Source organism: Burkholderia sp. GbtcB21 (genome assembly GCF_019091065.1).
Taxonomy (GTDB): Bacteria; Pseudomonadota; Gammaproteobacteria; order Burkholderiales; family Burkholderiaceae; genus Burkholderia; species Burkholderia pyrrocinia_C.
The window spans coordinates 201,320-214,589 of record NZ_JAGXKA010000012.1; the positions used below are offsets into that span (position 1 = coordinate 201,320).

General features: G+C 64.9%; 9 protein-coding genes. 5 read left to right on the forward strand and 4 right to left on the reverse strand.

Features of this window, described 5'->3' with window-relative positions:
• Nucleotides 1-102: 102 nt before the first annotated feature.
• Nucleotides 103-501: a 30S ribosome-binding factor RbfA gene (rbfA, locus tag KVT39_RS25130; protein WP_217590445.1), complete on the forward strand. Its 399-nt coding sequence runs from the start codon at nt 103-105 to the stop codon at nt 499-501.
• Between the two features lie 13 nt (nt 502-514).
• Nucleotides 515-1,447, forward strand: a complete 933-nt coding sequence (gene truB / locus KVT39_RS25135; RefSeq protein ID WP_131948514.1) for a tRNA pseudouridine(55) synthase TruB — start codon at nt 515-517, stop codon at nt 1,445-1,447.
• Nucleotides 1,448-1,544: 97 nt separating this feature from the next.
• On the opposite strand, the gene KVT39_RS25140 is transcribed toward truB, so the two are convergent.
• The 4 genes from KVT39_RS25140 to KVT39_RS25155 all read right to left on the reverse strand — a co-directional run bounded on the left by KVT39_RS25140 (nt 1,545) and on the right by KVT39_RS25155 (nt 6,481).
• Nucleotides 1,545-3,104, reverse strand: coding sequence for a DHA2 family efflux MFS transporter permease subunit (locus KVT39_RS25140; RefSeq protein ID WP_034184031.1), 1,560 nt, complete (start codon nt 3,102-3,104; stop codon nt 1,545-1,547).
• Between the two features lie 28 nt (nt 3,105-3,132).
• Nucleotides 3,133-4,353 (reverse strand): efflux RND transporter periplasmic adaptor subunit, encoded by a 1,221-nt coding sequence (locus KVT39_RS25145; RefSeq protein WP_034184032.1) that lies wholly within the window; start codon nt 4,351-4,353, stop codon nt 3,133-3,135.
• Between the two features lie 52 nt (nt 4,354-4,405).
• Entirely contained in the window at nt 4,406-5,902 is a 1,497-nt protein-coding gene (locus tag KVT39_RS25150) for an efflux transporter outer membrane subunit (protein ID WP_105393027.1), read from the reverse strand.
• Nucleotides 5,903-5,989: 87 nt separating this feature from the next.
• The gene (locus tag KVT39_RS25155) at nt 5,990-6,481 is read right to left on the reverse strand and encodes a MarR family winged helix-turn-helix transcriptional regulator (RefSeq protein WP_034184034.1); all 492 of its coding nucleotides are present in this window, start codon (nt 6,479-6,481) and stop codon (nt 5,990-5,992) included.
• A 327-nt stretch (nt 6,482-6,808) separates the two neighbouring features.
• Between KVT39_RS25155 and typA the strand changes: the two genes are divergently transcribed.
• From typA to odhB, 3 genes are all read left to right on the forward strand, one after another.
• Complete coding sequence (gene typA / locus KVT39_RS25160; RefSeq protein ID WP_034184035.1) at nt 6,809-8,635, forward strand: translational GTPase TypA; 1,827 nt, start codon at nt 6,809-6,811, stop codon at nt 8,633-8,635.
• A gap of 319 nt (nt 8,636-8,954) precedes the next feature.
• The gene (locus KVT39_RS25165; RefSeq protein ID WP_034184036.1) at nt 8,955-11,819 is read left to right on the forward strand and encodes a 2-oxoglutarate dehydrogenase E1 component; all 2,865 of its coding nucleotides are present in this window, start codon (nt 8,955-8,957) and stop codon (nt 11,817-11,819) included.
• A 135-nt stretch (nt 11,820-11,954) separates the two neighbouring features.
• A complete protein-coding gene (gene odhB, locus KVT39_RS25170; RefSeq protein ID WP_034184037.1) occupies nt 11,955-13,229 on the forward strand; it encodes a 2-oxoglutarate dehydrogenase complex dihydrolipoyllysine-residue succinyltransferase in 1,275 nt (424 codons plus the stop codon).
• The last annotated feature ends 41 nt before the right edge of the window (nt 13,230-13,270 follow it).

Genomic DNA, 13,270 nt, shown 5'->3' on the forward strand with positions numbered 1-13,270 from the left:
GCTCATGGGCGGGGCAGGCTTGGGCCTGTCCCGCCCATTTTCATAGTGGCGCGCCAACAATGGCCCGCCGCTTCATCCTGATAAACGGATCACGGATCGATCATGTCCAGGAAACGGACTTCTCCCAATCGCAACGTTCAGATCGCCGACCAGATTCAGCGCGATCTGTCCGAACTCATCATGCGCGAGGTCAAAGACCCGCGCATCGGCATCGTGACCATCCAGAGCGTGGAGCTCACGCCGGACTACGCGCACGCGAAGGTCTACTTCACGGCGCTCACCGGCGATCCGGAAAAGACGCAGGACGCGCTGAACCATGCGTCGGGTCACCTGCACAACCTGCTGTTCAAGCGTCTGCACATTCATACGGTGCCGACACTGCACTTCCATTACGACCAGACGATCGAGAAGGCCGTGGAAATGTCGCGCCTGATCAAGGAAGCGAATTCGACGCGTGCGAAGGACGACGACGAAGCCGACGCGCCGACCAAGGACGACTGAACTCGGCCGACCTATGACGAATGCAGCATCCCAACGCCCGCGCGTGCCCCGGCGCGCGCTGGACGGTGTCCTCCTGCTCGACAAGCCGGTCGGCCTGTCGAGCAACGATGCGCTGATTCGCGCGAAGCGGCTGCTTCTCGCGAAGAAAGCCGGCCACACCGGCACGCTCGATCCGCTGGCTTCGGGCCTGCTGCCGCTGTGTTTCGGCGAGGCGACGAAGTTCTCGCAGGATCTGCTCGAGGCCGACAAGACCTACGAGGCGACGATGCGCCTCGGTGTGCGCACGGCCACCGGCGACGCGGAGGGCGAAGTGATCGACACGCGGCCGGTCGAATGCGACCGCGCAGCGGTGGAGGCCGCGCTCGCGCGCTTCACCGGCGAGATCGTGCAGGTGCCGCCGATGTATTCGGCGCTCAAGCGCGATGGCAAGCCGCTGTACGAATATGCACGCGCGGGCCAGACCGTCGAGCGCGAAGGCCGCAACGTGACGATCCATGCGCTCGACCTGCTTGCCTGCGAGATGCCCGACGTGACGTTTCGCGTGACCTGCAGCAAGGGCACTTACGTGCGCACGCTGGCGGAGGATATCGGCGAGGCGCTCGGTTGCGGTGCGCATCTGACGATGCTGCGTCGCACGGGCGTCGGCGCGCTGACGCTCGAGCATGCGGTGACGCTCGATGCGCTGTCGGACGCCGATGAATCGGCGCGCGATGCGTGGCTCCAGCCGGTCGATGCATTGTTGTCGACGTTTCCGTCCGTTCGTCTCGACGATGCGTGCGCGAAGCGGTTCCTGCATGGTCAGCGCCTGCCGCTGTCGGAGCTCGGGCCGATCGATGCGGCCGACGGCGAGCGCGTGCGCGTCTACGACGCAACGCGGCTGCTCGGCGTGGCGCGCAAGGCGAATGGCGTGCTCGCACCGGAACGGCTCGTCGTGACGGCCGCCTGACGCAGCGGCGCGAGCGCGCCGTCGGAGCAACAAAAAGCCCGGTCGATTTCGACCGGGCTTTTTGTTTGGCGCGCGGTGGCGCGGTGTCGGTCGGCGCTCAGTGTGCCGCCGACGCTGCCGCACCGGCATCGCCGCCGCCCGCGCGTTCGGGCTTCGTGATCCAGATCAGCGCAATCAGCAGCACGAAGATCACGGCCGAGATGTAGAACAGGTCGTTCACGCCGAGCTGCGCGGCCTGTTGCGTGGCCTGGTTGTTGATGAGGCCATGCGCCTGGTTCTGCGTCAGCCCGAGATTGCCCATCTGCGTAACGGCCTGATTGAACGTCGGGTTGTACACGTTCGCCTGTTCGACCAGTTGCGCGTGATGGAAGTTGTTGCGGTGATCCCATGCGGTCTGGAAGATCGACGTGCCGATACCGCCGCACATGATCCGCACGAAGTTCGACAAGCCGGAAGCCGCGGGAATGCGGTGGCCGGGCAGGCCGGACAACGTGATCGACACGAGTGGAATGAAGAAGCCGGCCATTGCGATGCCCTGCACGAGCGTCGGCAGCGTCAGCGACCATTCGTCGACGCCCGTCGTGTAGCGCGAGCGCATCCAGAAGCACAGTGCGAACGTGAGGAACGCGGCGGTCGCGATGTAGCGCGGATCGGTGCGCGGCAGGAACTTGCCGGTCAGCGGCGACAGCAGGATCGCGAACAGCCCGACCGGCGCCATCACGAGGCCGGCGTCGGTCGCCGTGTAGCCGATCTGGGTCTGCAGCCACAGCGGTAGCAGCACGAGGTTGCCGAAGTAGAGCCCGTAACCGACCGCAAGCGCGACCGTACCGCCCGTGAAGTTGCGAATACGGAACAGCGAAAGATCGACGACGGGGTGCTCGGCGGTCAGTTCCCAGATCACGAAGAACGCGAACGAGATGATCGCGATCAGCGCGAGCGCGACGATCGTCGTCGATGCGAACCAGTCGAGATCCTTGCCCTTGTCGAGCATGATCTGCAGCGAGCCGACCCACAGCACCAGCAGCGCGAGACCGACGCCGTCGATCGGGGCGCGGCGCACCGTCGATTCGCGCGAGCGGTAGATCGACCACGTGGCGAGTGCCGCGGCTATGCCGACCGGGATGTTCACGTAGAAGATCCACGGCCACGAGTAGTTGTCCGAGATCCAGCCGCCGAGGATCGGGCCCGCGACCGGTGCAATCAGCGTCGTCATCGACCACAACGCGAGCGCCATCGGCGCCTTCGCGCGCGGATAGCTCGACAGCAGCAGCGATTGCGACAGCGGAATCATCGGGCCCGCGACCGCACCCTGCAGCACGCGCGACGCGAGCAGGAACGGCAGCGTCGGCGCGAGGCCGCACATCCAGGACGAGATGACGAACAGGATGATCGACGCGAGGAACAGGCGGACCTGCCCGAAACGGTCGGTCAGCCAGCCCGTCAGCGGCACCGAGATCGCGTTCGCGACCGCGAACGACGTGATGACCCACGTGCCCTGGTCGGACGACACGCCGAGGTCGCCCGAGATGGTCGGGATCGCGACGTTCGCGATGGACGTGTCGAGCACGTTCATGAACACCGCGAGCGACACCGCGATCGTCCCGAGCACGAGTTGCCCGCCCTGCAAGGGCGGGTAGGAGACAGGAGCCTGTGCCATTTCGGTTGTTTTTCCGGAGTCGGAACGGTTACATCATCTTCGCGGCGCTGCCTTGCTTCGCCGCGGCCGGCACTGCCGACGCGTTGCTGCCCGCGTTCTCGGCGATGACGCGCGCGATTTCGGCATCGGCTTCGTCGCCGTACTTCGCGAACACGTTGGTCTCGTAGACGGTGTTCGGCGCGTTGACGAGCTGGTTGCCGCGTTCGTCCTTGATGTCCACGTCGACCTGCATCGACAGGCCGATGCGCAGCGGATGCTTGTCGAGATCCTTCGGATCGAGCTCGATACGCACCGGCAGGCGCTGCACGACCTTGATCCAGTTGCCGGTCGCGTTCTGCGCCGGCAGCAGCGAAAACGCCGAGCCCGTGCCGGCCGAGAAGCCGACGACCTTGCCGTGGTAGACGGCCGACGAGCCGTAGATGTCGGCCGTCAGCTCGACCGGCTGGCCGATGCGCATGTGCTTGAGCTGGACTTCCTTGAAGTTCGCGTCGACCCACACGGCATTCAGCGGCACCACCGACATCAGCGGCGTGCCCGGCGACACGCGCTGGCCGACCTGCACCGAGCGCTTCGCGACGTAGCCCGTCACAGGCGCCGGCAGCACGTTGCGCGCGTTCGCGAGATACGCGTCGCGAACCTTCGCTGCCGCGGCCATCACGTTCGGGTGCGACGCGATCGTCGTGTTCGCAGTCAGCGCGCGGTTCGATGCGAGCTGCTGCTGCGCGCCATCGAGCGACGCTTGCGCGGCCTTCACGGCGTCACGTGCGTGTGAGATCTCTTCCTGCGACACGGCGCCCGTCTGCGCGACGGCCACGCGGCGGCGCAGGTCGTCCTCGGCCTTCGACAGGTCGGACTGGCGCAGCGCGACCTGCGCGCGGTACTGGTCGTCGTTGACGAACAGGCCGCGCACCTGGCGCACCGTCTGCGCGAGGTTGGCTTCCGCCTGCTGCAGCGCGACCTGCGAATCGGCCGGGTCGAGCACGACCAGCGGATCGCCGGCCTTGACCGTCTGCGTATCGTCGGCCTTCACGGCGATCACGGTGCCGGTGACCTGCGGCGTGATCTGCACGACGTTGCCGTTCACGTACGCATCGTCGGTCCCTTCATGGAAGCGGGCGACGAGGAAGTAGTACAGGCCGTACGCGATGGCCGCGATCACGATGACCGCGACGAGCAGCGTCATCATCCGCTTGCGCTTCCCGTTGTTTTGCGACTGTGCGCTGGCGGCGTTTTGTTGAGGGTCGCTCATGGCGATTTTCTCCGTCCGTTATTTCGAGTGTCTGCGTAGTGGTGGCGCCGGATCAGTTGGCGGCCTGTTTGGTCGGCTTGTCGGCGTCGGGCGCGGCGAGCGGCGTGCCGGTCGCATCGAACCCGCCGCCCAGCGCCTTGATCAGCGCGAGCTGCATGTCGCGCCGGCGCATCTTCAGGTTGGTCACCGTCTGCTCCGAGGCGAGGCGGTTGCTGTCCGCGGTCAGCACCTGCAGTTGCGGCGACAGGCCGGCCTTGTAGCGGATCACGGCGAGATCGTAGGCGCGCGTCGACGCGTCGAGCGCACGTTGCGCGTCGCCCATCTGGCGATCGACCGCGCGGATCGACGCGACTTGCGTCGCGACGTCGTTCAGCGCGCCGATCAGCGTCTGGTTGTAGTTCGCCACCGACAGGTCGAAGTCCGCGTAGCGGCCCTTGAGCTGGGCACGCAGTGCGCCGGCGTCGAAGATCGGCAGGTGGATCGCCGGGCCGAACTGTGCCTGGCGGCTCGCGAAGTTCAGGAATTTGCCCCAGCCGAACGCATCGAAGCCGAAGCCGGCCGCGAGGTTCACGTCGGGATAGAACTCGGCCTTCGCTTCCTTCACGTCGTGCATCGCGGCTTCGACCTGCCAGCGTGCGGCGACGATGTCGGGGCGGCGCGAGACGAGATCGGCCGGCAGGTTGCCGGGCAGTGCGACTTCGCCGCTCGGGTTCATCACGGGCGCCGCAATCTGCAGCCCGCGATCAGGCCCCTTGCCGAGCAGCGCGGCGAGCTGGTAGCGCACCGTCGTGATCTGGCCGTCGAGATCCGACAGCGAAGCCTGGGTCGTCGCGATATTGCCGCGGGCCGTCTGGCGTTCGACGTTGGTGTCGAGGCCTGCCGATACGCGGCCGTCGGTGATCTTGCCGACCGTCTCGCGGTTGGTGATCTCGCGTTGCGCGATATCGCGCAACGCATAGAGCTGCGCGAGCGAGTTATAGGTGCGCGCGACCGACGAAGCGAGCGTGATGCGTGCCTGCTGCATGTCGGCTTCGGCCGCTTTTTCCTGCGACACGGCGGTGTGCAGGCGTTCGCGGTTCTTGCCCCACAGGTCGAGTTCCCACGACGCACTCGCGAGCGCGTTGTTCTCGCTGTACCACTGGCCGCCGTACGGGGGCGGGAACAGTGCGTTCGACGAATACAGCTCGCGCGTCCACGAGTAGCTGGCTTCGGCTTTCGGCAGCAGGTTCGAGCGCGACGATTCGATGTACGACGATGCCTTCGCGATGCGCGCCTGAGCCTGCGCGATCGACGGATTGCCCTGAAGGGCCTCGTCGATCAGCTTCGGCAACTGCGGATCGCCGAACTGGCTGGCCCAGTCGAGCGCCGGCCATTGGCCGCCCTGGGCCGGCAGGCTTTGCGCGGATTCGAATTGCGACGCGGGGGCGATCTGCTTGTCGCTCTTGATGCCGATGTAATTCGCGCAGCCCGCCAGCGCCAGTGCGGCGACCGCGGCAGCGACGGCGGCGCGGCACGACCCGGCGCGCACGGACAACGGGGAGGATTTCATCGCGCTGACCCCTGACTCGGAATGAATGATGGACACTGCAAGGATTTCCTTACATTAATCTGTCAAAAGTAATTGTTATGGCAACTATTACGTGATGCTGCCGCCGGCCGTCTCGCAATAGTTGCTGAGAATGCGGCGCAGCATGCTCTTCAGGAACCCGACTTCTTCCGGCGTAAATCCGTCCAGAACCTGGTCGAGCACGCTGCGGAAAATGGGCGGCAGCCGTTCGGCAAGCGCGCGGCCTTCGTCGGTCAGTTCGAGGCGCACGACGCGCCGATCCTCGATGCTGCGCACGCGGGACAGCAGGCCGCGTTTCTCGACCCGGTCGAGCAGGCGCGTAACCGCGCTCGCGTCGATCCCGTATTCGCGAGCGAGCTCGGCGGCCGTCGAGCACTTGCCGACCGCGATCATGAACAGCATGCTCGCCTGCGTGCCCGTGATGCCGAGCTCTTCCTGCGTACGTTGCGTGACGAGGTTGGTCATCACCGACTTCACGCGCGACATCAGATAACCGACGCTGTCGTTCATCTGATACGAAGACAGCGGTGAAACGGGCGGTTGGGTAGGAGAATCCGACATAAAACCCTGAAGCTGCAATAGTTGACTAGGCAGCAGTATAGGTACAATTGCTTGCCGCGGCAAATGTTAATCGAACGGCAGGGGGCGTGCTTCGCGTTGCAAGAATCCCTTATCACGACAAGGGTTTTCGGTCTGCCGGCGGCGGCGCCTTCGGCAGGTCCGCGTGTTCGTGGAAAGGCCGGGCCGGCCCGGCTTGCTGCGTTGCAACGTGCCAGCCAGCTTTCGACACTCGCACGTGCTATAATTTGAGGCTTTCCCAGCTGCAACGCGCGCGCCCGTGAAAAACGAGCGGGCGCGCTTGCGCGTTCAAACGATTTCCAGGTTTCTATGACCCGCGCCCTTCGCAACATCGCCATCATCGCCCACGTCGACCACGGCAAGACTACGCTCGTCGACCAACTGCTCCGCCAGTCCGGCACCTTCCGCGAGAACCAGCAGATTGCGGAGCGGGTGATGGACTCGAACGACATCGAAAAGGAGCGCGGGATCACGATTCTCGCGAAGAACTGCGCGGTCGAGTACGAAGGCACGCACATCAACATCGTCGACACGCCGGGGCACGCGGACTTCGGTGGCGAGGTGGAGCGCGTGCTGTCGATGGTCGACTCGGTGCTGCTGCTCGTCGACGCGGTCGAGGGCCCGATGCCGCAGACGCGCTTCGTCACGAAGAAGGCGCTCGCGCTCGGCCTGAAGCCGATCGTCGTCGTCAACAAGATCGACCGCCCGGGCGCGCGGATCGACTGGGTCATCAACCAGACGTTCGACCTGTTCGACAAGCTCGGCGCGACGGAAGAGCAGCTCGACTTCCCGATCGTCTATGCATCGGGCCTGAATGGCTATGCGTCGCTCGACCCGGCCACGCGCGAAGGCGACATGCGTCCGCTGTTCGAGGCGATCCTCGCGCACGTGCCGGTCCGCCCGGCCGACCCGGAAGCGCCGCTGCAGCTTCAGATCACGTCGCTCGACTATTCGACGTACGTCGGCCGGATCGGCGTCGGCCGCATCACGCGCGGCCGCATCAAGCCGGGCCAGCCGGTCGTGATGCGCTTCGGCCCGGAAGGCGACGTGCTGAGCCGCAAGATCAACCAGGTGCTGTCGTTCAAGGGTCTCGAGCGCGTGCAGGTCGACTCGGCCGAAGCCGGCGACATCGTGCTGATCAACGGTATTGAAGATGTCGGTATCGGCGCGACGATCTGCGCGGTGGATACGCCGGAAGCGCTGCCGATGATCACCGTCGACGAGCCGACGCTGACGATGAACTTCCTCGTCAACTCGTCGCCGCTCGCAGGCCGCGAAGGCAAGTTCGTGACGAGCCGCCAGATCCGCGACCGCCTGATGAAGGAACTGAACCACAACGTCGCGCTGCGCGTGAAGGACACCGGCGACGAAACGGTGTTCGAAGTGTCGGGCCGCGGCGAACTGCACCTGACGATTCTCGTCGAGAACATGCGTCGCGAAGGCTACGAGCTGGCCGTGTCGCGTCCGCGCGTCGTGATGCAGGAAATCGACGGCGCGAAGCACGAGCCGTACGAACTGCTGACGGTCGACGTCGAGGACGAACACCAGGGCGGCGTGATGGAAGAGCTCGGTCGCCGCAAGGGCGAGATGCTCGACATGGCGTCGGACGGTCGCGGCCGCACGCGTCTGGAATACAAGATCTCGGCGCGCGGCCTGATCGGCTTCCAGAGCGAATTCCTGACGCTCACGCGCGGCACGGGCCTGATGAGCCACATCTTCGACTCGTACGCACCGGTCAAGGACGGCTCGGTCGGCGAGCGCCGCAACGGCGTGCTGATCTCGCAGGACGACGGCGCGGCCGTGGCATACGCACTGTGGAAGCTGCAGGATCGCGGCCGCATGTTCGTGAAGCCGGGCGATGCGCTGTATGAGGGCATGATCATCGGCATCCACAGCCGCGACAACGATCTCGTCGTGAACCCGATCAAGGGCAAGCAGCTGACCAACGTGCGCGCGTCGGGCACCGACGAAGCCGTGCGTCTCGTTCCGCCGGTCCAGATGTCGCTGGAATACGCGGTCGAGTTCATCGATGACGACGAGCTCGTCGAGGTGACGCCGCAGTCGATCCGCCTGCGCAAGCGCTTCCTGAAGGAGCACGAGCGTCGCCGCGCGAGCCGCGAAGGCGCGGTCGACTGAGCGTTTCGACCGTTCCCGTGCTTGACAAAGAAGGCTGCCTCCGGGCGGCCTTTTTTGCGTCTGCGCGGCGCGCAACCGGGTTGTCGGCAAAACACTGTTCCCGCGGGGCGTGGCAATCCGGCAAAACCCCGTCGCGCGGTGCTTTCGGGCACATTTCGCCGTGAACTCCGGTATCGGTTCTGTGATATGCTGCGCGCACGCAAGTTTTAGGTCCTTCCAAGCAAGACTTGATTCGCAATCCGCTAAACGGTCAGGCCGTGTCGCGGAAGGTTGAGTAACCCGCTATTTCTCGAGAAGCTCGAAGAAAGGTGAGCGTAAAATGTCAGATGTAATGAAGCAGTTTCAGCTGAACTCTTATCTGTTCGGCGGCAATGCTTCGTACGTTGAAGAACTGTACGATGCATACCTCAACAATCCGGCGTCGGTGCCGGAGAATTGGCGAGAGTATTTCGACGCGCTGCAGAATGTGCCTGCAACGGACGGTTCGAATGCCAATGACGTCGCACATTTCCCGATCGTCGAATCGTTTGCCGAGCGTGCGAAGGCCAATGCCTTCATCCCGCGCGAAAGCGGCACCAATCTGGCTGCGGCGCGCAAGCAGGTTCACGTCCAGTCCCTCATCAGCGCCTATCGCTTCCTTGGCTCGCAATGGGCCAATCTGGATCCCCTGAAGCGTCGCGAACGTCCCGCCATTCCCGAACTCGAACCCGCGTTCTACGACTTCTCCGAAGGCGACCTCGACCAGACCTACAGCGCGAGCAACCTGTATTTCGGTTTCGACCAGGCTTCGCTGCGCGATATCGTCAAGGGCCTGCGCGACACGTACTGCGGCACGATCGGCGCCGAGTACATGTACATCAGCGACCCGGAACAGAAGCGCTGGTGGCAGGAGCGCCTGGAGTCGACCCGCGCGACGCCGAACTTCTCGGCAGACGAGAAGAAGCACATCCTGAATCGCCTGACGGCCGCTGAAGGCCTCGAGCGCTACCTGCACACCAAGTACGTCGGCCAGAAGCGCTTCTCGCTCGAAGGCGGCGAAAGCTTCATCGCGGCGATGGACGAAGTCGTCCAGCACGCGGGCAAGCGCGGCGTGCAGGAAATCATCATCGGCATGGCCCACCGTGGCCGCCTGAACGTGCTCGTCAACACGCTCGGCAAGATGCCGGCCGACCTGTTCGCCGAATTCGAAGGCAAGCACGTCGACGACCTGCCGGCAGGCGACGTGAAGTACCACAAGGGCTTCTCGTCGGACGTGTCGACGGAAGGCGGCCCGGTCCACCTGTCGCTGGCATTCAACCCGTCGCACCTCGAAATCGTGAACCCGGTGGTCGAAGGTTCCGCGAAGGCGCGGATGGACCGCCGCGGCGACGAAGACGGCCTGCAGGTGCTGCCGGTGCAGATCCACGGCGACGCGGCCTTCGCGGGCCAGGGCGTCGTGATGGAAACGCTGAACCTCGCGCAGACGCGCGGTTACGGCACGCACGGCACGCTGCACATCGTCATCAACAACCAGATCGGCTTCACGACGTCCGACCCGCGCGACGCGCGCTCGACGCTGTACTGTACCGACGTCGTCAAGATGATCGAGGCGCCGGTTCTGCACGTGAACGGCGACGATCCGGAAGCGGTGATCCTCGCGACGCAGATCGCGATCGACTACCGGATGCAGTTCCACAAGGATGTCGTGATCGACATCGTTTGCTTCCGCAAGCTGGGTCACAACGAGCAGGACACGCCGGCCGTCACGCAGCCGCTGATGTACAAGAAGATCGCGCAGCACCCGGGCACCCGTGCGCTGTACGCCGAGAAGCTCGTGCAGCAGGGCGTGATCACCGCGGAAGACGCCGACAACTACGTGAAGGCGTACCGCAAGGCGATGGACGACGGTCACCACACGGTCGACCCGGTCCTGTCGAACTACAAGAGCAAGTACGCGGTCGACTGGGTTCCGTTCCTGAACCGCAAGTGGACGGATGCCGCCGACACGGCCGTGCCGCTCGCCGAACTGAAGCGCCTCGGCGAACGCATCACGACGGTCCCGGAAAACTTCAAGGTCCACCCGCTCGTCGAGCGCGTGATCAACGACCGCCGCAACATGGCGCGCGGCGACCAGCCGCTCGACTGGGGCATGGGCGAGCACCTCGCGTTCGCTTCGCTCGTCGCATCGGGCTACTCGGTGCGCCTGACGGGCCAGGACTCGGGCCGCGGCACGTTCACGCACCGTCACGCGGTGCTGCACGACCAGAACCGCGAGCGCTGGAACGACGGCACGTACGTGCCGCTGCAGAACATCGCCGAAGGCCAGGCGAAGTTCACGGTGATCGACTCGGTGCTGTCGGAAGAAGCGGTGCTGGGCTTCGAATACGGTTACTCGACCGCCGAGCCGAACACGCTCGTGCTGTGGGAAGCGCAGTTCGGCGACTTCGTCAACGGCGCGCAGGTCGTGATCGACCAGTTCATCTCGTCGGGCGAAGTGAAGTGGGGTCGCGTGTCGGGCCTGACGATGCTGCTGCCGCACGGCTATGAAGGCCAGGGTCCGGAACACTCGTCGACCCGTATCGAGCGTTTCCTGCAGCTGTGCGCGGATCACAACATGCAGGTCGTCCAGCCGACGACGCCGGCGCAGATCTTCCACCTGCTGCGTCGCCAGATGATCCGCCTGTTCCGCAAGCCGCTGATCGTCGCTACGCCGAAGTCGCTGCTGCGTCACAAGGAAGCGGTGTCGGACCTGTCGGAACTGGCGAAGGGTTCGTTCCAGCCGGTGATCGGCGAAACCGACGGCGGCATCGACGCGAAGAAGGTCAAGCGCGTGCTGGCATGCTCGGGTCGCGTGTATTACGACCTCGTCGCACACCGCCGCGAAGCGAAGGCGAACGACGTCGCGATCATCCGTATCGAGCAGCTGTATCCGTTCGCGCACAAGCAGTTCGAAGCCGAAATGAAGAAGTACGAGAACGCGACTGAAGTGGTCTGGGTGCAGGACGAGCCGCAGAACCAGGGCCCCTGGTTCTACGTCGAGCACCATCTGAAGGAAGGCATGAAGGAAGGGCAGAAGCTGGCATACAGCGGCCGTCCGGCCTCGGCCTCGCCGGCGGTTGGCTACTACGCGAAGCACTACGAGCAGCAGAAGGCCCTGATCGAAGGTGCTTTCGGCCGCCTGAAGAGCGCATCGATCGCGAAATAACCGACGGAAGCGAAACGGGAAGGCGCGCGGCGCTTTCCCGTCTCCTTTGGCCCGCCGGGCGCGTCGCGCGCCGCATCGGCCGAAGGAATCGCACGAACCTCGTCACACCCCAGATTAAGCATCCAGGAAAATCACATGGCTATCGTAGAAGTCAAAGTCCCCCAGCTTTCGGAGTCGGTTTCGGAAGCCACCATGCTGCAGTGGAAGAAGAAGCCGGGCGAAGCAGTCGCGCAAGACGAAATCCTGATCGAACTCGAGACCGACAAGGTCGTGCTCGAAGTGCCGGCGCCGGCCGCGGGCGTGCTCGCGCAAGTGCTGCAGAACGACGGTGACACGGTGGTTGCCGATCAGCTGATCGCGACGATCGACACCGAAGCGAAGGCAGGTGCGGCCGAAGCAGCGGCGGGCGCCGCCGAAGTCAAGCCGGCAGCAGCGCCTGCTGCAGCCGCACCGGCAGCACAGCCGGTTGCCGCAACGGCATCGAGCTCGGCCACCGCATCGCCGGCCGCATCGAAGCTGCTGGCCGAGAAGGGCCTGTCGGCAGGCGACGTCGCAGGTTCGGGCCGCGACGGCCGCGTCACGAAGGGCGACGCGCTGGCAGCAGGCAGCGCACCGAAGGCCGCTCCGGCCGCCGCACCGGCCAAGGCCGCTGCGAAGCCGTCGCTGCCGGAAGTGAAGGTGCCGGCGTCGGCGACGACCTGGCTGAACGACCGTCCGGAACAGCGTGTGCCGATGTCGCGCCTGCGTGCGCGTATCGCCGAGCGTCTGCTCGAATCGCAGCAGACCAACGCGATCCTGACGACGTTCAACGAAGTCAACATGGCTCCGGTCATGGAACTGCGCAACAAGTACAAGGACAAGTTCGAGAAGGAACATGGCGTGAAGCTCGGCTTCATGTCGTTCTTCGTGAAGGCGGCCGTGCACGCGCTGAAGAAGTTCCCGCTCGTGAACGCGTCGATCGACGGTAACGACATCGTCTACCACGGCTACTTCGACATCGGTATCGCCGTCGGCTCGCCGCGCGGCCTCGTCGTGCCGATCCTGCGCAACGCGGATCAACTGAGCCTCGCCGACATCGAGAAGAAGATCGCCGAATTCGGCCAGAAGGCGAAGGACGGCAAGCTGTCGATCGAGGAAATGACGGGCGGTACGTTCTCGATCTCGAACGGCGGCGTGTTCGGCTCGATGCTGTCGACCCCGATCATCAACCCGCCGCAGTCGGCAATCCTCGGCGTGCACGCGACGAAGGAGCGTCCGGTCGTCGAAAACGGCCAGATCGTGATCCGTCCGATCAACTATCTCGCGCTGTCGTACGACCACCGGATCATCGACGGCCGCGAAGCGGTGCTGTCGCTCGTCGCGATGAAGGATGCGCTCGAGGATCCGGCACGCCTGCTGCTCGACCTGTAAGCCGAGTTTCACCGCATTGACCCGCTCCGCACGGGCGCGCG

Bases quoted from the DNA above. Each gene is read 5' to 3' on its own strand.
- rbfA (WP_217590445.1), top strand. From the start codon at position 103: ATGTCCAGGAAACGGACTTCTCCCAATCGCAACGTTCAGATCGCCGAC.
- truB (WP_131948514.1), top strand. From the start codon at position 515: ATGACGAATGCAGCATCCCAACGCCCGCGCGTGCCCCGGCGCGCGCTG.
- KVT39_RS25140 (WP_034184031.1), bottom strand. From the start codon at position 3,104: ATGGCACAGGCTCCTGTCTCCTACCCGCCCTTGCAGGGCGGGCAACTC.
- KVT39_RS25145 (WP_034184032.1), bottom strand. From the start codon at position 4,353: ATGAGCGACCCTCAACAAAACGCCGCCAGCGCACAGTCGCAAAACAAC.
- KVT39_RS25150 (WP_105393027.1), bottom strand. From the start codon at position 5,902: ATGAAATCCTCCCCGTTGTCCGTGCGCGCCGGGTCGTGCCGCGCCGCC.
- KVT39_RS25155 (WP_034184034.1), bottom strand. From the start codon at position 6,481: ATGTCGGATTCTCCTACCCAACCGCCCGTTTCACCGCTGTCTTCGTAT.
- typA (WP_034184035.1), top strand. From the start codon at position 6,809: ATGACCCGCGCCCTTCGCAACATCGCCATCATCGCCCACGTCGACCAC.
- KVT39_RS25165 (WP_034184036.1), top strand. From the start codon at position 8,955: ATGTCAGATGTAATGAAGCAGTTTCAGCTGAACTCTTATCTGTTCGGC.
- odhB (WP_034184037.1), top strand. From the start codon at position 11,955: ATGGCTATCGTAGAAGTCAAAGTCCCCCAGCTTTCGGAGTCGGTTTCG.